The following is a 19247-nucleotide window of genomic DNA, read 5'->3' on the forward strand; positions in this document are numbered from 1 at the left end:
GGTTTCTCTTCGTTTTCTCGTCGTCGGACCGGTAGCGGTGGCCCGTCCCGTGAGGTCGGGCCGGACCACCGCCATCAGTAAGCCCTGTGCGGGCCGTCGGGCCGTCAGGCCGTCAGGCCGCGCGGTCGGCGGTGAGCTGGGCGGCGAGGGCGGGGATACCGAGCGCCTGCTCCTGCGCCGGCGTCGCGTTGTAGAGGAGATTCACCAGCTGGCCCGGGTCGTTCGCCAGGTCGTAGTACTCACGGAACAGCACCTGCCCCGTTCCGACCTGCGCGCCGCTGGCATTGGCGTGCAGGTCGTAGTACTCGACGTACTGCCTGGTGGTGCTGACATAGGAGGCCCAGGTGGGCACACCGCCGGCAGCGGTGCCCTTCTTCCAGAACTCGGTCAGGATGTGGTCGCGGCTGGAGGAGGAGAGCAGCGAGAAGCCGTTCTGCGGGGTGTTCGGCGTGATCCCCGCGGCGTCGAGGATCGTCGGGGCGATGTCGATGTGCCCGACGATGCGGTTGTCGACCGTTCCGGAACCCAGGCCGCCGCCCGGCCAGGACACGTAGAACGGCAGCTCGTGGGCCGGCGTGTAGGGAACCGACTTGGCGACCCGGCCGTGGTCGCCCCACAGGTACCCGTTGTCGGGGACGTAGAAGACCAGCGTGTTCTCCAGCTGCCCGAGGGCCACCAGCTTGTCCCGGAAGGCCTGCACCGCGTCGTCCACGGACAGCAGCGTGCGCAGCTGCCGCTCCCGCACCGCCTGGCCGTCCGCGAGGGTGCTGGTCGAGTTCTGCACGTAGGGCGGCTTGTCGCTCTTGTCGGTCTCGTGCACCGCCGGCCGGCCGTTCCACTCCGGTACGACCGTGTCGGCGTACTGGGCGGCCGGCGTGTTGGGTCCGTGCGGGGCATACGGAGCGACGTAGGCGAACCACGGCCGCGTGTCGGTCGCGGACCTGTCGAGGAAGCTCAGCGTCCGGTTCCTGAGGACGTTGGTGGTGTAGCCGTTGATCGTCTGGACCGTGCCGTTGACGTTGTAGGTGCCGTCGACATAGCTCGGCTTCAGCAGCGCCCATTCCTCGAAATGCGGCGGGCTGGCGTTGATGTCCCAGCCGTTGAGGTACTTGCCGAACAGCCCGGTGCGGTAGCCGGCCTGCGTCAGATAACGCTGGACGGTGGTGTTCTGGCCCAGGTTCCCGGGGTTCGCGTTGACCCGCACCCCGTGGTTGTGGGCGTAGCGACCAGAGAAGATCGACGAGCGTGAGGGCGCGCACAGCGGGGTCGTGCAGTGGGCGTTGGTGAACCGGACACCCTGCTCGGCGATCCAGTCGTAGGTCTTCTGCGTCGCCCACTGCGTCGCCTTGGGCTGGTCATCCGTGACGATGACCAGGATGTTCGGCCGGGTGGCCGCCGACGCCGCCGAGACCAGCCCCGGGATCGTCGACAGGCCGGTCGTCGCCGCCGCGGTCGCCGCCGCCAACGACCCGGCGAGAAAACCTCGACGGCTGGTCGATCCCGGCCCGCGTTCGGTGCTCTGCGGATTTCCCTCGTTCATTGTTCGCGTCCCTTCCTGGGATGCTCGGGCCCGTCGGCCGCTCCAACGGGCGGTTTCGCGCCCGCTCCAACGGGCGGTTTCGCGCCCGCGCCGACTAGCGGAGGTTGATCCGGCGCAGGTCGTAGGCGGCGACGGTCCGGCCGAGCTGGGCGCCGGTCTCGTCGGTGTGGCGGAAGTGGACGCCTTCCCAGACCCGGGCGTCGATGTTGTCCTGGGTCGCCTGCCGCCACGAGCTGTAGGTCCGGGTGACTCCGGGTGCGGTGGCGCTGGTGACGGCGATCGGCCGCGCCGGGCCCGAGCCGGTGAACGCCTCCAGCACCCGCTGCGCGGCACCGGCATAGGTGGCGTGGCCACTCGGGTACTCGGGATGTGCCGGGGTGGCGATGAGCGGCGTCCAGTTCGGATCCGCGTCGGTTGTCGGGTCGCCGTCGGTGTCGGCGAAGCGGATGGCCGTGACGGGACGCCAGCGGGTGTAGACGTACTTCGCCTCGTAACCGGCGATCTGGGCGTCGATGGTCACCTGGTCGATGGTCACCTGATGGAAGGTGGCGACCAGATGCGTCTGCCAGGCGAGCGGCCGCGCGCGCTCCTGCTCGACGAGCCCGCGCAGGATCGTGGTGTAGCCGGTGAGGGACGACTGCGCCCAGAACATCGCGACGTCGGTCTGCTCGGCGGTGCGGACCGTGCTGTCGACGGACCCGACGGCCCGGACCTCGGCGAGGTCACGCTGGTAGGCCGGCGAGCCGAGTGGGTCCGGTGGCCCGGGGCGGAACCGGTTCGCCGGGCCGAGCAGGAACGTCCGCCCCTTGCCCTGCCCGGATCCGACGGCGGGAGCGTAGGCCGGCGGCGTCGGCCGCCAGACGCCCGGCGCCTCCGCCGGCGGGGTGTAGGGAGCGTTCACCGAGGCGACGTCCAGCCCGTCACCGGCCCGCTCGGCGAGCAGGGCCCGGGCGGCGCGGTGGCCCGCCTCGACCCCGGCGGTCTCGTCGTTCCCGTCGGGGACGTCCGCCAGCGTGGCGGCCAGCGCCGCATCCAGCTCGGCGGTGCGGGCGGGAACCTGCGCGGCGAGCCCGTCGTGGATGGCGGTCGCGAACGCCGCCGTCGCGAAGTCCGCGTCCTTCCGGCCGGGGCCGCCGTGCCCGCCGGAGCCTCCGTGTCCGCCGGGGCGGCTGGTGATGGCGCGGTCGGCGGCCAGCCAGCTGACCGCCCATATCCGGCTGTTGGTGACCTGGGCCGGCAGGGCTGCGGCCGCGACCGTCTGCGCGGTGACGTCGTACCAGTCGAGCACGACATCCGCGCCGGGCCCGGCGCTCGTGCTCGGCGCGGCGGCGGCGCCGGTCAGGGTGGTGCTGGCGAGCGTGGCGGCGGCCAGCGTGGTGGTGAGGAGGAGGGCCCGCGAAAGCGGGCGGGTTCGGGCGCGCGACAAAGGCACGGTCGTCTCCGTGAAGGCAGGAACGAATGCGTCTTCGGGCAGCCGGCATCGAGGGCCGGAGCTGACGGGGGAGCGGCGAGGTGCGTCAGAGGCCGTGACAGGCCGCGCTCGTCACCCGTCCGAAGTCGACGTGCGGCCGACCCACGAGGAGACACGAGCGCATGCCCGGACTCTCCCATGATCCGTGCCCGCCCGACAGTAATTTCCCACTTTTTCGGTCGACATTTTGATGAATTGCTCGTGTGTGACCGGGCTGATCGGCCTCGGCTCCGGTAGCTGCGATCACACGTAGGGTGGTACGTGGAGGGCGTATCGCTCGCCGGTGGCTCGGAGGGGCAGGATCGATGGGGCGTCGGTTCAACACCGCCGGACCCTGCCTGCCTGCAGAGCACTACATGATCCCTGCGCTCTCCCGGCTGCCAGAGGCTCCCGGGCTTGTGGACCTCAAGGCGTACTTTGTCGTGCATGCGCCACGTCAGACCGGCAAGACAACCGCGCTACGCGCGCTCGCGCAGGAGCTGACGACCCAGGGCCGATACGCCGCGCTGCACTTCTCCTGTGAGGCGGCCCGCGCGGCGGGTGACGACTTCGGCGCTGCCACGCTGGGCATCCTCCAATGGATCAAAGAGGCCGCACGATGGCAGCTGCCATCGGAGCTTCGTCCGCCGCCCTGGCCCGAGGCGCCGGCCGCGGCACTTCTCGGAACTGCGCTGGGTGCGTGGGCGGAGGTCTGCCCGCGGCCGCTTGTGCTGTTTGTCGACGAGATCGACGCGCTGCGGGGCGAGTCGCTCGTCAGCGTGCTCGCCCAGCTCCGGGACGGCTACAACAAGCGGCCAGCGCCGTTTCCGTGGTCCGTCGTGCTGTGCGGCCTACGCGACGTCCGCGACTATAAAGCCGCAGCAGGTGGCGGTGTGTCGCGGCTGGGAACCTCCAGCCCGTTCAACATCAAGCTGAAGTCACTACGGCTAGGCGACTTCACCGCGGGCGAGGTGACCGACCTCTACGGCCAGCACACCACCGACACCGGTCAGCGGTTCGCCCCAGGTGCGGTCGACCACGCCTACGAGCTCACCGGCGGCCAGCCGTGGCTGGTCAACGCGCTGGCTCAGGAGATTGTCGAGGAGATTGGCGTGCCGGCCTCGGAGCCGATCACCGTCGAACACCTCGACCAGGCCCGGGAACGACTGATCCTCGCCCGTGCCACCCACCTCGACTCACTCGCGGCCAGACTCGCCGAGCCCCGGGTCCGACGGATCATCGGGCCGCTGATCGCTGGCGACCCGCTTGCCCTCGACCCCTACGACGACGACCTCAGCTACGTCCGTGACCTCGGCCTCATCGCCCCCGACCCCCCGGTCAGAGCGGCGAACCCGATCTACCGCGAGGTCATCGTTCGCGTCCTTTCCGCCAGCGTCCAGGAGAGCATCACCGCGGACCCGCGTTCCTTTGTTCGTCCGGAAGGCGGCTTCGACCTCCCCAAGGTGCTCTCCGAGTTCGCCGAATGGTGGATCGAGAACGGCGAGTTTCTCACCAGCCGTGGCTACTACGACGAGGCCGCCGCCCAGCTCATCCTCATGGGCTACCTCCAGCGTGCGGTCAACGGCACCGGCGTGGTGGAGCGCGAGTACGCCGTAGGCTCTGGCCGGGTCGACCTCCACCTGCGCTGGCCTTACACCGCCCGCGACGGAACAACGCAGGTGCAGCGCGAGGGTATCGAGATCAAGGCCTGGCGCACCGGTAGATCCAACCCCCTGCAGGCCGGGCTCCGGCAACTCGATCACTATCTCGACCGCCTCCGCCTTCCCGCCGGCACCCTGGCGATCTTCGATCAGCGCCGCGGCGCTCCGGCCATTGACGAGCGCACGGCCCTCAGCACGACCACCAGCCCCGCCGGCCGCACCATCACCATCCTCAACGGCTGACACCCCGAGCGAGCACAGGGGCTGGGGCCCGTTCGGGCTGGTGGTCATCGCGGAGGACAGGCGACTGGGCCGCGACGTACATGGACCCTGAACAGATCGACGCGGTCCGGCTCCCTGGTGGTGCGCCTCACCGGTCAAGGCTGTCCCGGCCCCCGTGGTTGTCAGCCTTCTCGGTTGACTGCAGGCCAGGCAGTCGCTGGCGGGCGGGGGCTCGTGCCAGGCCCGCCCGCCGTACCGCGTGCGGGTCAGTGCGAGGGCGCGAGGCTTTTCGCGCTGTCGGCTGGCGTGGGTTGCGTGGGAGGCGCCGGGGTGGTGTGGCTTTCCGGGGCGAGCCGGATGTTGACCGCGGCGCCGACTTCGAGGCCCAGCGCACGGAACTCGTTGCGGGTCAGCGTCACGACGACGTCCTGGCTCGGCTGGCCGGTGGTGGCGACGTCGACACGGATCTCGAAGCCGATCCGGTTGACGCGGGCGATCTGCCCGCCGATGTCGCCCGCGGCCGGATCCCCGGTGTGCAGCTGCAGGTCATGCGGCCGGACGAGCCTGTCCCCGAGCTGGGTGACCGGGCCGAGGAAGCTCATCACGAAGTCGTTCGCCGGCCGGTCGTACAGGTCGTCCGGGGACCCGATCTGCTCGATCCGGCCCTCGTTGATGACCACGATCTCGTCGGCGACCTCGAGGGCCTCCTCCTGGTCGTGGGTGACGAACACGGTGCTGACGTGCACCTCGTCGTGCAGGCGGCGCAGCCAGTCACGCAGCTCCCGGCGGACCTTGGCGTCGAGCGCGCCGAACGGCTCGTCGAGCAGCAGCACCGTTGGCTCGATGGCCAGCGCGCGGGCCAGGGCCATCCGCTGGCGCTGACCGCCGGACAGCTGCGAGGGCAGCCGCTCGGCGAACTGCTCCAGGTGCACGAGGGCGAGCAGCTCGTCCACCCGTGAGCGGATCTCGGCCTTCGGCCGTTTGCGGATCTCCAGGCCGAAGGCCACATTGCGCCGCACCGACAGGTGCTTGAACGCGGCGTAGTGCTGGAAGACGAAACCGACGTTGCGTTTCTGCGGCGGCAGGTTCGTCGCGTCGACGCCTTCGATCACGACCCGTCCGGTGTCGGCCTGTTCCAGGCCGCCGATGATGCGCAGCAGCGTGGACTTGCCGCCGCCGGACGGGCCGAGCAGTGCCGTGAGCTGGCCGGTCGGAATGCTCACGGAAACGTCGTCGAGCGCCACGAAGTCGCCGAAGCGCTTGTTGACATTGGTGATCTCGATGCTCACCGCTTTTCCTTCGGATCCTTCGGACGAATGAGGGACACGACGACGATGCAGGCCACCGCGACGAGTGCGAGCAGGAAGGCGGTGGCGTAGGCACCGCCCCGGTCGAAGTTCAGGTACTTCTCCTCGACGACGAGGGTGGCGGTGCGGGTGTCGCCGGAGACGTTGCCGGAGACGACCTTGACCGCACCGAACTCGCCGAGGGCACGGGCCAGGCTCAGCACGACGCCGTAGACCACGCCCCATTTGATGGCCGGCAGGGTGATGCGGCGGAACGTCTGGACGGCGTTCGCGCCGAGGCTGCGGGCGGCCTGTTCCTGGTCGTCCCCGATCTCCTCGAGGACGGGGACCACCTCCCGGATCATCAGCGGCAGGGCGATGAAGGTGGTGGCCAGGATCATGCCCGGGGTGGCGAAGATGACCTGGAGACCGGCGTCCTCGAGGGTCGGCCCGAACCAGCCGTCCCGGCCGCCGTAGACCAGGATCAGCGCGAGCCCGACCACGATCGGCGACACCGACAGCGGGACGTCCAGCAGGGCGTTGAGCAGACGCTTGCCCGGGAACCGGTAGCGGACCAGGAGGAAGGAGATGCCCACCCCGAACACCGTGTTGATGATCACCGAGGTGATCGCGATGGTGAGGGTGAGCCGCAGCGCGTGGACGGTGTCGGGGTCGTCCAGAATGGCGCTCAGGTCGTCGAACCCGTCCTTGAACGTGTTCTGCGCGACGAGGTAGAGCGGCCACGCCACCAGCAGGAACAGATAGGCGATCACGACCAGCCGCAGCGCGTACCGGCCCACCGGTGGCCGGTCGCGCCGCCGGGCCCGGTCGGGCCGCGGCGTCTGCTCGGCGGGGTGGTCGGCGGTCGCCTCGATCGTGGGTGTGTCAGCCACGGCGCACCATCCTCCGTTGCAGGACGTCCACCGCGACGATCACGACGAACGAGATCGCCAGCAGGACGACCGCGACCGCCGCCGCGTTCTCGGGATTGTCGTTCTCGATGCTGCTGAGAATGCGCACCGACGCCACCTCGGTATGCATCGGCAGGTTGCCGGACAACAGCACCAGTGAGCCGTATTCGCTGACGCCGCGGGCGAACGACAGCGCGGCTCCGGCCGCGATGGCCGGGGTCAGGCCCGGCAGGATGATCCGCCGGAAGATGGTGAACCGCCGCGCGCCCAGCGAGGCCGCCGCCTCCTCGGCCTCCCGGTCGAGCTCGGCCAGCACCGGCTGCACGGTGCGGACGACGAACGGCAGCGTGACGAACAGGAAGGCCAGGAAAACCGCGGTGCGGGTGTTGGCGATGTTCACACCCAGCGGGCTCTTCGGGCCGTAGAGGGAAAGCAGCACCAGCCCGGCGACGATTGTCGGCAGGGCGAACGGGATGTCGATGAGGATTTCCAGGACACGCTTGCCGGTGAACCTGTCCCGCACCAGCACCCAGGCGATCGCGGTGCCCATCACGATGTTGACCAGCGTGACGAGGAGTGCGGTCCCGACGGTGAGCTCGATGGCGGCGGCGGTCTGCTCCTGGGTGACCGTGCGCCAGAACTGGCTCCAGCCACCTTCCGACGCCGTCACCGCGACCGCCGCCAGCGGGATGAGAACGAGCAGGCTGAACCACAGCATCGCCACACCGAGGCCCACACCGGACACCCGGGTCAGCGGCAGCCCGCCGGGCGCCGACCCGCGGTCTCCCGCGGATCGGCGCCCGGTGACGGTTGTCGTTGTCACAGTGCTACTTGGCCTTGCCCGAGGCGGCGATCACCTTGACCACGATGCCGGTGTCCTCGGCGAAGAACTTCTTCGACAGGGCCGACCAGCTCTCGAAGTCGTCCTTGACGGTGAGCAGCTTCTTCGGCGTCGGGAACGGGTTCTTCGGATCGAGCGCGCCTTCGACCTCGTCGACCTTGACTCCGTCGATGACCGGGCGGAAGCCCTTGAGCGCGAACTGGCGCTGGCCCTCCGGGCTCAGTACGAAGTCGTACCACTCCTTGGCCTTCGGGTCGGCCTTGGTGAGGACGGCGCCGGGGTTCTCGATGAGGATGGTGGTGTCCGGGACGACCCAGTCGAGCTCCTCGCCGCTCTGGCGGGCCAGGATGGCCTCGTTCTCGTAGGCGAGCAGCACGTCGCCGGTGCCGCCCAGGAAGGCGGTGGTGGCGTCACGGCCGCTGCTCGGCAGCGAGACCACGTTCGCGAAGAGCTTGGTCAGGTACTCCTCGGCCTGGGCGTCGGTTCCGCCGTTCGCGGAGATGTGCCCCCAGGCGGCCAGCGCGTTCCACCGGGCGGATCCGGAGGAGGCCGGGTTGGGGGTGACGATGCCGATGCCCGGCTTGATCAGGTCATCCCAGCCCTTGATGTTCTTCGGGTTGCCCTTGCGCACCGCGAGCACGACGACCGACGACGACACGATGCCCTTGGTGGGGCCGTCGTCCCAGGTGTCGGCGACGAGCCCGGCGTCCACCAGCCGGGTGACGTCACTGGCGACGGAGAAGTGGACGTAGTCGGCCTTCAGGCCCGACACCACCGCGCGGCTCTGGTCGCCGGAGGCGCCGTAGGACGTCTCGAACTTCACGCCCTTGCCGGCCTCGGTCTTGTTCCACTCGGTGGCGATGGCCTTGTTCGCCGCCTCCGGCACCGCGAAGCCGACGATGTGCAGCGTCGTGGACGAGCCCGAGCCGCCGCCGCTGCCTGCTTCGTCGTCATCGCCTCCTCCGCAGGCGGAGATCGCCAGGCTGGCGACTAGGGCCAGAGCCGCCACCGCTCTGAACCGGTTCTTCATGGGAAACCTGGCCTCCTCTGGCGCCTGCTGTGGCACCTGTCTGCGCGCGTGCGAATCTCCGAGCCCGCGGCTCGGCAGAAACTGGATCTTGATGGTGTGGGTGGACACGTGGAGCTGTCCGTAGGGCCGTGTTGCCGTGGCCCGTGATGGAGGAGCGACAGGCGAGATGACGGTGCCGCGCAGGTGCACCTCGGGGTGTTCCTGCGTGACAGATCGGCTCGCCTGTGCTGACCAGGACTACATATCCCACTTAATCGACCGACTTGCAAGAGTTGGTTGGTGGGGATGTGAAGCTAGGTCTCCAGTGGTGGCGAGTCGAACGCGATGAGTGACACAACTCCGCCATTTGGTCGGACGATGTTGTGTTTGGTGGTCATTAGACCACTGTGGTGGCGATCTGACCCGTTCGGGTGGCCCTGGCGTCGGGTGCCTGGTGTTCGGCGCTCCGGTTGAGCTAGAGGGAGACTTTGTCGGCCAGCACGTCGGCGAGGGTGGCTCGATCGAGAACGTCGTGGATGGCGGCGTCCACAGCAAGCCAGACCCGGCTGAGCCCGCGGGCGGCCCCGCCGTAGGTGGCCCGCTCGGCCGGCTCGCCGCGGACGCTCGTCAGGGCTCCGCCGGTGGCCCGCAGGATGTCACCCACGGTGATGCTGTCGGTCGGGCGGGCCAGGCTGTATCCACCGTCGACTCCCCGTCGGTTGAACAGCAGCCCGGCTCGACGCAGATCCAGCAGGATCGCCTGTAGGTAGGCGAGTGAGATCTCCTCGCGTGCGGCGAGTGCGGGGGCGGCGACCCGGTCCGGGTGCGCGACGGCGAGGGCCAGCATCGCCCTGATGGCGTACTCGGCGCGAGCGGAGATGTACACGGCTGTACTCCTCGCGTGGGTTGTTCATGATCACCGATGATCAGGCTGGCATGGCTGCCAGCCTTGTCTACTTATTCGATGCATATACTAAATATTGCTGACCTGTCGGTGTCCTGCCTGTCAACCCGCAGGTTGCTGCAGTCCTGTGGCGGCCAGGGGCCCGTGACCTCCCGGACCTTGTCGTCGACGGTGTCGGCCCGGTGTGCACGGGTATGGCCCATCGGTGCCGGTGTGGACGGCTCGCGGCCCGTCGATGGCGGCGGCGGCCTGCAATCTTGACAAATCCGATCGAGATAGCGGAATATTTTCCGACCCGGTCCCCGGCCGACCGACCAAGGAGATCAGGCCATGACTCTCACAGCTGACACAGGCACCGGCGCAGGCACGGACACCGCGGGCCAGGAGCAGGCCGCGGCCGTGACCGCGGTGGCCGAGCCGCTGTTCGAGATCGCCCCGCTCTCGGGCAACATCGGCGCCGAGATCCGGGGCCTCGACGTCCGCACGCTCGACGAGCGGGAGGTCGCCGCGGTGCGGGCGGCCTGGCTGCACTACAAGGTCGTGTTCTTCCCGGGCCAGCACCTGACACCGGCGGAGCACCTCGCGTTCGCGCGGCGCTTCGGCGAGCCGACCGAGGGCCACCCGGTCATCCCCGGTCTGGACGGGCAGCCCGAGGTGTTCGAGATCGACTACAGCAAGGCCAGGGAGCTGGCCGCGGCCTACGGCAGGGTCGGCACCGTCTCGCGCGGGCTGGACTGGCACACCGACGTCACGTTCGTGAAGCGCCCGCCGCTCGGCTCGATCCTGCGAGCGGTGGTGGTGCCCCCGGCCGGCGGCGACACGCTGTTCAGCAACCAGGAAGCCGCCTTCGCCGCCCTCAGCCCCGCGCTGCAGGAGTTCCTGGGCACGCTGACCGCCGTGCACAACGGCGAGGCCCAGTTCAAGGGCATCCTCGACCTTGTCGGTGAAGGGCGCTGGGAAGGCGAGACCTTCGTCAGGCTCGAGCCGGCCACGCACCCCGTCGTGYGCACGCATCCGGAGACCGGGAAGAAGTCGCTGTTCGTGAACCCCGGCTTCACCTCGCACATCGCCGAGCTCGACCGCGCCGAGAGCGATGCCCTGCTCGCGTTCCTCTACCAGCACTCGGTGCGTCCGGAGTTCACGGTGCGCTACCACTGGCAGGAGGGGACCATCGGCTTCTGGGACAACCGCGCGACCCAGCACGCCGTCGCCGGCGACTTCGGCGACGCRCACCGCGTGATCCAGCGCGTCACGCTGCGCGGCGACGAACCTCGTTGATCCCCGCGCAACGATGCTGGCCGGGCGAGATGCCGGGCGAGATGCCGGGCGGCAGCGGGCGGACCCGGCGGGTCAACAGCAACCGGCGGGTCAACAGCGACTAGTCGTTCCGCGCGACGTCCTCGTCGCCGGCCCTGCGGTCGGGGAACGTGGTCTCGATGTCCAGCCCGCCGGTCGGCCGGGCCGTCGCGACCAGGGTCGCTCCGTGCGCGTCGGCGACGGCCCGCACGATCGCGAGGCCCAGGCCGTGCCCGTCGCCGTGCCGGATCCGCCGGCCGTCCAGCTGCTGGAACGGCTCGAAGAGCCGGCCCACCTCCGTCGGCGGCACGACCGGCCCCGAGTTGCGGACGATCAGGCGGGCCCCGCCCGCGGTGGTGGACGTCCTCACCTCGACGAGGCCGCCCGGCCGGTTGTGGCGGATCGCGTTGTCGACGAGGTTCGCCAGCAGGCTCTCCACGAGCCTCGGGTCGCCCGAGAGCAGGGCCGAGCCCAGGGACGCGGTGACCGTCAGCTCGGCGGGCCGGATCGCCGGCCGGCGGGAGAGCACCTGCCGGGCGAGGTCGGCCAGGTCGAACGACTCCGGCCGCTCCACGCCCTGCTGACCGCTGGCCAGGGTGAGCAGCGAGCCGATCAGCTGCTCCTGGACGGTGCCCAGTCCCAGCACCTCCTCGCAGGTGGCGCGCAGCGAGTCGACGGTCGTGCCGGGGTCGGCGAGGGCGACCTGGAGCACGGTGCGTTGCGCTGCCAGCGGCGTGCGCAACTCGTGCGACGCGTGGGCGACGAAGCGCCGCTGTGACGCGAACGAGGCCTCCAGGCGTGCGAAGAGGTCGTCGAGGGTCGCGGCGAGCTCCGCGAACTCGTCGGTGCGGCCGGTGGGCCCCAGCCGGCGATGCAGGTTGCTCGCCGAGATGTCCCGTGCGGCCGTGGTGATCGCGCGCAGGGGCCGCAGGAACCGGGCCGACACCAGCCAGCCCACCCCGATGGAGGCCACCGCCAGCACGATCATGATCACCAGCCAGATGAGGAACGGGAACTGCGTCGTCGTGTCCGGCCGGGCCGCGGGCCCGGCCCCGGCCGGCTCACCCGCCGCGGGCGCGGGCACCGACACCCTCGTCCCGACCAGCGCCGCGGTCAGCAACGTCGCCCCGGACACGAAGAAGGGGACGGCGTAGAGCAGCATCAGCTGTGTCCGTAGCCGCTGTGTCCGTATGAACGGTGTCCGCAGCCGCCGGCGCCGGGGCATCAGGGCTCGCCGATCCGGTAGCCGCCCTCGCGCACCGTGTGGACCACCGGCGGATCACCGAGTTTCGCCCGCAGCCGGCGGACCGTCGTCTTCACCGCCGTCGTGAACGGGTCCGCCGCCTCGTCCCACACCCGTTCCAGCAGCTCCTCGGCAGGCACCGGACGTCCCGCCGCGGCGAGCAGGCACTCCAGCAGCGCGAGCTCCTTGGGGCTGAGGTCGAGGCGCCGCCCTGCCCGCGACGCGACCCGCCGGCCCGGGTCGAGGGTCAGATCCCCGTGTTCCAGCACCGGCGGAACCAGGGCGGTCGGCCGGCGGGCCAGCGCGCGGACCCGGGCGACCAGCTCCGCGAAGTCGAACGGCTTCGTCAGGTAGTCGTCCGCACCCAGACCGAGCCCGTCGACCCGGTCCCGGACCGTGCTCGACGCGGTCAGCATGAGGACCCGGCTGGCCGGGCACGTGACGACGATCCGCCGACACACGTCATCGCCGTGCGTACCGGGAAGGTCGCGGTCGAGCACCACCACGTCGTACCGAGTGGACGCGAGGCGCGCCAGCGCGTCGTCGCCGTCGGGCGCGACGTCGACCGCCATCCCCTCACGCCGCAGCCCGCTCTGGACCGCACGGGCCAGGATCTCGAAGTCCTCCACCACCAGGACGCGCATCGCACCACCATCCCAGGCGGGCGGTGTCAGCCCGGTGTCGTCCGACGGCACCGGCCTGACACCGCGGGGTGGTTAGAACTCCCTCTATGATCAACGTGAACGGCCTACGGAAACGGTTCGGTGCCCTCACCGCGCTCGACGGGATGACCTTCACCGTCCCGGCGGGGCAGGTCACCGGCTTCGTCGGGCCCAACGGCGCAGGCAAATCGACCACGATGCGGGTCATCCTCGGCCTCGACACCGCCGACTCCGGCGAGGCCCTCATCGGCGGGCGCCCGTACCGCGAGCTGCGCAACCCGCTGCGGCACGTCGGCGCGCTCCTCGACGCCTCCGCCGTCGGCCCCAGCCGCACCGCTCGCAACCACCTGCTGTGGCTCGCCCACTCCCAGGGGCTCGGCGCGCGCCGCGTCGACGAGGTTCTCCAGGAGGCGGGGCTGACATCCGTCGCCCGTCGCCGGGTCGGCGGATTCTCCCTCGGTATGCGGCAGCGGCTGGGCATCGCCGCCGCGCTGATCGGCGACCCGCCCGCGCTCATGCTCGACGAGCCGTTCAACGGCATGGACCCCGAAGGAATCATCTGGATGCGCCGCTTCACCCGGTCACTCGCCGACGCCGGGCGTGCGGTCCTGGTCTCCAGCCATCTGATGAACGAGCTGGAGGACATCGCCGACCGGGTGGTCGTCGTCGGCCGCGGCAGGGTGTTCGCGGACGCCGGCGTCGCGGAGCTGCTGGCCGCGGTGTCGGACGGCCGGGTCACGGTGCGGACGACCGCGGGCGGCCCGGCGGCTGCGGTCCTGGAGGCGGCGGTCCTGGCGGCGGGCGGCGGCTCCGTCACGCCGGCCGGGGCGGACGCCCTCGTGGTGACCGGTCTGTCGGCCGAGGAGATCGCCGGCCTGCTCGGCCGGCACGGCGTGCCGTTCTCCGAGCTCACCGCCCACCGGGCGACGCTGGAGGACGCCTACCTGAACCTCACCCGGGACGCGGTCGAGTACCGGGCCACCGTGGCGGGGGAGGGTCGGTGAACGGCTTCGCGAACACGCTGCGCGCCGAGTGGACGAAGTTCCGGTCCGTCCGTGGCTGGGTGCTCGCCACCGTCGCCGCCGCCGGGCTCATCGTGGCGCTCGGGGTGATGCCCGGGATGGAGGGGACGTGTGGAAAACACGGCCCCGGCTCCGGGTGCGAGCTTCCGCTGGGTCCCGGTGGTGAGGAGGTGACGGACAGCTTCACGTTCCTTCACCAGGCACTCGCCGGGGACGGCAGCATCACCGTCCGGGTGACCGGCATGACCGGCATCCTCCCCGGTGGCGGCCCGAACGGCCGCGATGACACGGGGGACCCGAACAGCGGGAACGGCGCCGGGGACCCGGACAGCCCCAGCGGCCGAGGCGGCGCGGACGGGCCGAGGCACGGGGTCGCGCCGTGGGCCAAGGCCGGCCTGATCGTCAAGGCGGACACCGGCCAGGGATCGACCTACGTCGCGGTCATGATGACCGGTGCCCACGGCGCCCGGATGCAGTACGACTACACCCACGACCTCGCCGGCGGGCCGGATGCCGCCACCTCTGACCATCCGCGCTGGCTGCGGCTGAGCCGGGCCGGGGACACCGTCACGGGTGCCGAGTCGGCCGACGGCGTCCGGTGGGCCACCATCGGCACCGCCCGGCTGCCCGACCTGCCGGCGACCGCCCAGGTGGGGCTGTTCGTCACGTCGCCGCAGTACACCGAGGCGGTGCACGCGGGGCTGGCGTCCGGTGCCATGGGCGGGCCGAGCCAGGCGACGGGAACCTTCGACCACCTCTCGACCGGGGACGGCTGGACCGGCACCGCCTGGCAGCCGGACGTCATCGGTGYCGCCGGCGACCCTGGTGGCCCCGGTGGCCCCGGCGACGGGCCGACGAGCGGCGCCGAGGGCTTCGAACGCGACGGCGACACCCTGCGCCTGAGAGGCTCCGGCGACATCGCCCCCGCCGTCGCGGGTGCGGCAGGGCTCGGCGTGTCGATCAGCCAGACCCTGGTCGGCACGTTCGTCGGGCTGATCGTGGCGGTTGTCGTTGGCTGCGTCTTCGTCACCGCCGAGTACCGCCGCGGGCTGCTGCGGACGACGTTCCTGGCCAGTCCCGGCCGTGGGCGGGTGCTGGCCGCGAAGGCGGCTGTCGTCAGCGGGGCCATGTTCGTCACGGGCCTCGCCGCCGCCGCGGCCGTCGTCACCCTCGGACAGCGGGTGCTGCGGGGCAACGGCGTGTACGTCCACCCGGTGCCGACGCTGACGGAGCTGCGCGTCGTGGCCGGCACCGCCGCGCTGCTCGCCCTCGCCGCGGTCCTGGCGCTCGGCCTCGGCACGCTGCTGCGGCGCGGAGTCACGGCCATCACGGCGGCGGTGGTCCTCGTCGTGCTGCCGTACCTGCTCGCCGTGACGGTCCTGCCCATCGACGCGGCGCGGTGGCTGCTGCGGGTCACCCCGGCCGCGGGGTTCGCGCTGCAGCAGTCGGCACCCGAGTACCCGCAGGTCGCGAACCTCTACACGCCGGCGGACGGGTACTTCCCACTCGCGCCGTGGGCGGGTCTGGCGGTTCTCGCCGGATGGGCGGCGGTGGCACTCGCCGTGGCCGCGGTCGCGCTGCGCCGGCGGGACGCATGAGGTACGCGCTGCGCGCCGAGTGGACCAAGGCGTGCACATCACCCGGCCTGCCCGCGCTGCTCGTCACGATGGTCGTGAGCATGGTCGCGCTCAGCGCGGCGGTGGCCGCGGCCACCGACCCGCTGCCCGGCACGGACCTGCCGAAGCTGGGCCTCACCGGGGTGCTGCTCGGCCAGGCAGTGGTGGCGGTCTTCGGGGTGCTGGTGATGGGCGACGAGTACGCCACCGGCCTGGTCACGGTGACGTTGACGGCTGTTCCCCGGCGCAGCTGTGTGCTGGCCRCCAAGGCGGTGGTCGTCGCCGGCGTGCTGGCAGCCACGGCGACCATCGCGGTGGCCGGTTGCGTCCTGGCGGCCCGGCTGGCACTGCCCGCGGACGCCGTCGCGGTGCGCCCGGCCGTCGGCTCGGTGCTCTACCTGGTCCTCATCGGCCTGCTGAGCCTCGGCATCGTGACCTGCGTCCGCAGCTCCGCCGCCGGGGTGGGCTCCGTCCTCGCGCTCCTGTACGTGCTGCCGATCGTCACCGCCGCGGTGGCCGACCCGGCCTGGCAACGGCACCTGCGCCAGATCGGCCCGGCGAGCGCCGGGCTCGCGGTGCAGGCGACCGGCGGCGACCTCGACATCGGCCCCTGGACGGGCCTCGGCGTCCTGGCCCTGTGGGCCACCGGCGCACTGCTCGCCGGCGCGGCCCTGCTGGAACGCCGGGACGCCTGACCGCCGGCGGCCCGAGGCTTCTTCGGGTCGCCGGCCATCCCGACCGAGGCGTCAGTCGCGCGCGTCGTCCGGGTAGCGCACGGTCACGCCGCCACCGCTCGAACCGACATCGATCCGGCTCGGGCTGGACGGATCATGGCGAACCTGGCTGGTGCGCACCGATCCACCGCTCGACGAGGCGCGGATGTTGTACGGCTCGCCGGTGTCGGGCACCACCACGGTGACCCCGCCGCCCGACGACCGCACCACCGCGTCGCTCGGGGCCGAGGCGAAGGTGAGGCGCACACCGCCGCCGCTCGACGACACGTCGACCATCTCGGAGCGCAGGCGCTGGCCGGTGATCCCGCCGCCACTGGAGCGTAGGCGCAACGGCCCGCCCACGTCGTCGACCCGCACCCCGCCACCGGACGACGACACGTCGATCGCGCTGTCGATCCCCTCGACACGTACCCCACCACCCGAGCCGCGGACGTGGACCGCGACGTCGGCGGGCACCCGGATCGTGTAGTCGACGCCGCACCACTGGCTGAGGAAAGGGTGACACGAGGCCTGGACCACGAGCTTCTCACCGTCGACCCACGACTCGTTCGTCGGCTTCCGCAGGCCGTAGGTGACCTTCGCCTCGACCACGATCTCGTCGGCGTCGGTTGCCACGATGCGCGTGCTTCCCGCGCCGTTGTGCACGTCGAGCGAGCGGACATCCTGAGTGAACACGCCACGCGTGCTCGAGCGGTCGAAGGCCCACAGCTGCATGTACGAGACGGCGCCGTAGACGAGCGTCGTGACGGCGACGACGCTGCCGAACGCGATCCAGGCCGCGCGTGCACCGGAGCGATGCGGAGGCCGCGGCGCCGGCCCTGGTCGTGTTTCTGTGATCACGGGGCCCCCAGCCACTGGAGTACGGCGAGCACACGGCGATGGTCGTGGTCGGTGGGTGCGAGGTCGAGCTTCGCGAAGATGCCGCGAACGTGCTTCTCGACCGCACCGTCGCTGACGACGAGGTGATGAGCGATGGCGCTGTTGGTGCGGCCCTCGGCCATGAGCTGCAGTACCTCGCGCTCGCGGGCGGTGAGCCGGTCGAGCGGATCGCGGCGGCGGCTGCGCGCCAGGAGCTGCGCGACGACCTCGGGGTCGAGGACCGTGTCGCCGTCACCGACCCGCCGCACCGCTTCGACGAAGTCGCCCACATCGGCCACCCGATCCTTCAGGAGGTAGCCGAGCTTCCCGTTGTCGCCCGTGAGCAGGTCGGTGGCGTAGCGCTCCTCGACATACTGCGACAGGACGAGGATGCCCACGCCGGGCCAGCGGCGACGGACCTCGATCGCGGCGCGAACCCCTTCGTCGGCGAACGTCGGCGGCATGCGCACGTCGACGATGGCCAGATCGGGGGCGTGCCACTCGACCGCCTCGACCAGCTGCGCGGCGTCCCCCACCGCCGCGATCACGTCTTCGCCGGAGTCTGCCAGCAGCCGGATGAGACCGGCGCGCAGCAGCACCGAGTCCTCGGCGATCACGATCCGCATGGCAGCTCGACGAGAACCGAGGTCGGCCCGCCTGGCGGGCTCAGCACCTGCATCCATCCGCCGAGCCCGCGCACCCGTTCGTCGAGGCCCTGCAGGCCGGTTCCCCCGGCCAGGGTGGCGCCACCGCGGCCGTTGTCGCTGATGTCGATCACGAGCAGGTCGCCGCGCCGGGCTATGGAAACCTTCGCCGCCGAGGCCTGCGAGTGTTTCGTGACGTTGGTGAGCGCTTCGGCGACGATGAAGTACGCCGCGCTCTCGACGGTGGAAGGTGGTCGGGGGTCGACCGTGATGTCGAGTTGAACGGGGATCGGGCAGCGCGCCACCACCGCGGACAGTGCCGCGTCGAGGCCGCGGTCCTCGAGGATCGCCGGGTGGAAGCCCCGGACGAGATCACGCAGCTCGGCCAGCGCGGCCTTGGCTTCCTGGTGTGCGTTGGTGACGAGCTGGCGGGCGCGTTCGGGGTCCCGGTCGAACTTCTCCCGGACCATGCCGAGGTCCATCGCCAGCGCGACGAGCCGTTGCTGCGCCCCGTCGTGCAGGTCACGCTCGATGCGTCGCCGTTCGGCCTCGGCGCTGTCAACCGCGGCGGACCGCCCGGCCTCGGCCGAGGTGCGGCTGGCCTCGAGCCGCGTGACCTGCTCGCGCAGCTCGGTTTCGGGCGAGGGACCGAGGAGCGCGCGAACGATCAGACCACTGGCCGTCGTGAGGGCGACGGTTGCCCAGGGCGCGGCGACGAGCAGCCCGACGGCCCCGGTGATGCTGCCGGCGAGCGCACCACTGACGCCGGACAGCTCGAACAGGCCGAACTCGGCGCTGTCACCCGGCAGCGCACCGAGGTAGAGCGGCAGGATCAACAGCGCGAAGGATCCGCTCCACACCGTGGTCAGCACCGCGAACCTGATCACTCCGACTGGCATCAGCAACAGGCAGTAGGCGATCTCGCGCCAGCGGCTGCCGGACCTGGACCGCTGACCGAGGCGACTCAACCAGTTACGACTGGTGAACGGCGCATGCGGTGACGGTAGGTGTATGTCGAGCAGGGCGGAGGCCCGCGACCGCTCCAGTGTCCCGATGATGTTGGCGCTGACGAACAGCAACCAGGCGAACGGCAGCGCTACCGGAAAAATGATCAACAGCGAGGCGGAGACCGCCAGAAGCGTGACCACAAGGACGAACGAGACCGTGCCGATGAACAGGTCGAGCACGCCGTGCACGACGCCGTACCACGTACGCACCGTTCGCCACGGCGAGAGCAGCTTCCTGACCATGTGCTCACCGTAGGGAAAACGCTCACCAGGACGCCATCCCGCCTGCCGCCGTCGTGAGAGTAGGGATTTCCCTACTCGCGGATGCCGGTCCGCCGCGG

Annotated in this window: 17 protein-coding genes; 5 read left to right on the forward strand and 12 right to left on the reverse strand. The window is 71.0% G+C overall.

What is annotated here, in order from left to right; genetic code table 11:
* Positions 1-112 precede the first annotated feature (112 nt).
* Complete coding sequence (locus CcI49_RS14070; protein WP_054569446.1) at positions 113-1540, reverse strand: sulfatase; 1428 nt, start codon at positions 1538-1540, stop codon at positions 113-115.
* 94 nt (positions 1541-1634) lie between these two features.
* A complete protein-coding gene (locus tag CcI49_RS14075; RefSeq protein ID WP_076827044.1) occupies positions 1635-2972 on the reverse strand; it encodes a vanadium-dependent haloperoxidase in 1338 nt (445 codons plus the stop codon).
* 344 nt (positions 2973-3316) lie between these two features.
* Between CcI49_RS14075 and CcI49_RS14080 the strand changes: the two genes are divergently transcribed.
* Complete coding sequence (locus tag CcI49_RS14080; RefSeq protein WP_198955528.1) at positions 3317-4894, forward strand: AAA family ATPase; 1578 nt, start codon at positions 3317-3319, stop codon at positions 4892-4894.
* A 245-nt stretch (positions 4895-5139) separates the two neighbouring features.
* Here the strand turns inward: CcI49_RS14080 and cysA are convergent, their stop codons facing one another.
* From cysA to CcI49_RS14105, 5 genes are all read right to left on the reverse strand, one after another.
* On the reverse strand, positions 5140-6162 hold the full coding sequence (gene cysA, locus CcI49_RS14085) for a sulfate ABC transporter ATP-binding protein (protein ID WP_054569444.1): 1023 nt from the start codon (positions 6160-6162) through the stop codon (positions 5140-5142).
* Positions 6159-6959 (reverse strand): sulfate ABC transporter permease subunit, encoded by an 801-nt coding sequence (locus CcI49_RS14090; protein WP_054569636.1) that lies wholly within the window; start codon positions 6957-6959, stop codon positions 6159-6161. Before CcI49_RS14090 ends, cysA begins: the two co-directional genes overlap by 4 nt.
* Positions 6960-7044: 85 nt before the next feature.
* Positions 7045-7893, reverse strand: a complete 849-nt coding sequence (cysT, locus tag CcI49_RS14095; protein ID WP_054569443.1) for a sulfate ABC transporter permease subunit CysT — start codon at positions 7891-7893, stop codon at positions 7045-7047.
* A 4-nt stretch (positions 7894-7897) separates the two neighbouring features.
* Positions 7898-8941, reverse strand: a complete 1044-nt coding sequence (locus CcI49_RS14100) for a sulfate ABC transporter substrate-binding protein (RefSeq protein ID WP_054569442.1) — start codon at positions 8939-8941, stop codon at positions 7898-7900.
* A 454-nt stretch (positions 8942-9395) separates the two neighbouring features.
* Positions 9396-9806 (reverse strand): Rrf2 family transcriptional regulator, encoded by a 411-nt coding sequence (locus CcI49_RS14105; RefSeq protein ID WP_054569441.1) that lies wholly within the window; start codon positions 9804-9806, stop codon positions 9396-9398.
* A 348-nt stretch (positions 9807-10154) separates the two neighbouring features.
* Here CcI49_RS14105 and CcI49_RS14110 point away from each other — a divergent pair, with 348 nt between their 5' ends.
* Positions 10155-11102 (forward strand): TauD/TfdA family dioxygenase, encoded by a 948-nt coding sequence (locus CcI49_RS14110; protein ID WP_083749502.1) that lies wholly within the window; start codon positions 10155-10157, stop codon positions 11100-11102.
* Positions 11103-11202: 100 nt separating this feature from the next.
* Here the strand turns inward: CcI49_RS14110 and CcI49_RS14115 are convergent, their stop codons facing one another.
* Positions 11203-12282, reverse strand: a complete 1080-nt coding sequence (locus CcI49_RS14115; RefSeq protein ID WP_241840055.1) for a HAMP domain-containing sensor histidine kinase — start codon at positions 12280-12282, stop codon at positions 11203-11205.
* Positions 12283-12344: 62 nt separating this feature from the next.
* Positions 12345-13007, reverse strand: a complete 663-nt coding sequence (locus CcI49_RS14120; RefSeq protein ID WP_076827352.1) for a response regulator transcription factor — start codon at positions 13005-13007, stop codon at positions 12345-12347.
* 86 nt (positions 13008-13093) lie between these two features.
* Between CcI49_RS14120 and CcI49_RS14125 the strand changes: the two genes are divergently transcribed.
* From CcI49_RS14125 to CcI49_RS14135, 3 genes are read left to right on the forward strand one after another with little or no spacing between them, the layout of a single operon-like run.
* On the forward strand, positions 13094-14029 hold the full coding sequence (locus CcI49_RS14125; RefSeq protein WP_054569438.1) for an ATP-binding cassette domain-containing protein: 936 nt from the start codon (positions 13094-13096) through the stop codon (positions 14027-14029).
* A complete protein-coding gene (locus CcI49_RS14130; RefSeq protein WP_076827048.1) occupies positions 14026-15645 on the forward strand; it encodes a hypothetical protein in 1620 nt (539 codons plus the stop codon). The genes CcI49_RS14125 and CcI49_RS14130 overlap by 4 nt, the downstream gene beginning before the upstream one ends.
* On the forward strand, positions 15642-16358 hold the full coding sequence (locus CcI49_RS14135; protein ID WP_076827354.1) for an ABC transporter permease: 717 nt from the start codon (positions 15642-15644) through the stop codon (positions 16356-16358). Before CcI49_RS14130 ends, CcI49_RS14135 begins: the two co-directional genes overlap by 4 nt.
* A gap of 51 nt (positions 16359-16409) precedes the next feature.
* Here CcI49_RS14135 and CcI49_RS14140 read toward each other — a convergent pair whose 3' ends face one another.
* Genes CcI49_RS14140 through CcI49_RS14150 form a run of 3 tightly spaced genes read right to left on the reverse strand, consistent with a single transcriptional unit; the run spans position 16410 to position 19149 of the window.
* A complete protein-coding gene (locus tag CcI49_RS14140) occupies positions 16410-17237 on the reverse strand; it encodes a hypothetical protein (RefSeq protein WP_131831093.1) in 828 nt (275 codons plus the stop codon).
* A complete protein-coding gene (locus tag CcI49_RS14145; protein ID WP_076827052.1) occupies positions 17234-17881 on the reverse strand; it encodes a response regulator transcription factor in 648 nt (215 codons plus the stop codon). The genes CcI49_RS14140 and CcI49_RS14145 overlap by 4 nt, the downstream gene beginning before the upstream one ends.
* Positions 17869-19149 carry a sensor histidine kinase gene (locus CcI49_RS14150; protein ID WP_076827054.1) on the reverse strand — a complete coding sequence of 427 codons (1281 nt, stop codon included), beginning with the start codon at positions 19147-19149 and terminating at the stop codon, positions 17869-17871. Before CcI49_RS14150 ends, CcI49_RS14145 begins: the two co-directional genes overlap by 13 nt.
* Between the last annotated feature and the right edge of the window lie 98 nt (positions 19150-19247).

The sequence above is a fragment of the Frankia sp. CcI49 genome, assembly GCF_001983215.1.
Lineage (GTDB): Bacteria > Actinomycetota > Actinomycetes > Frankiales > Frankiaceae > Parafrankia > Parafrankia irregularis.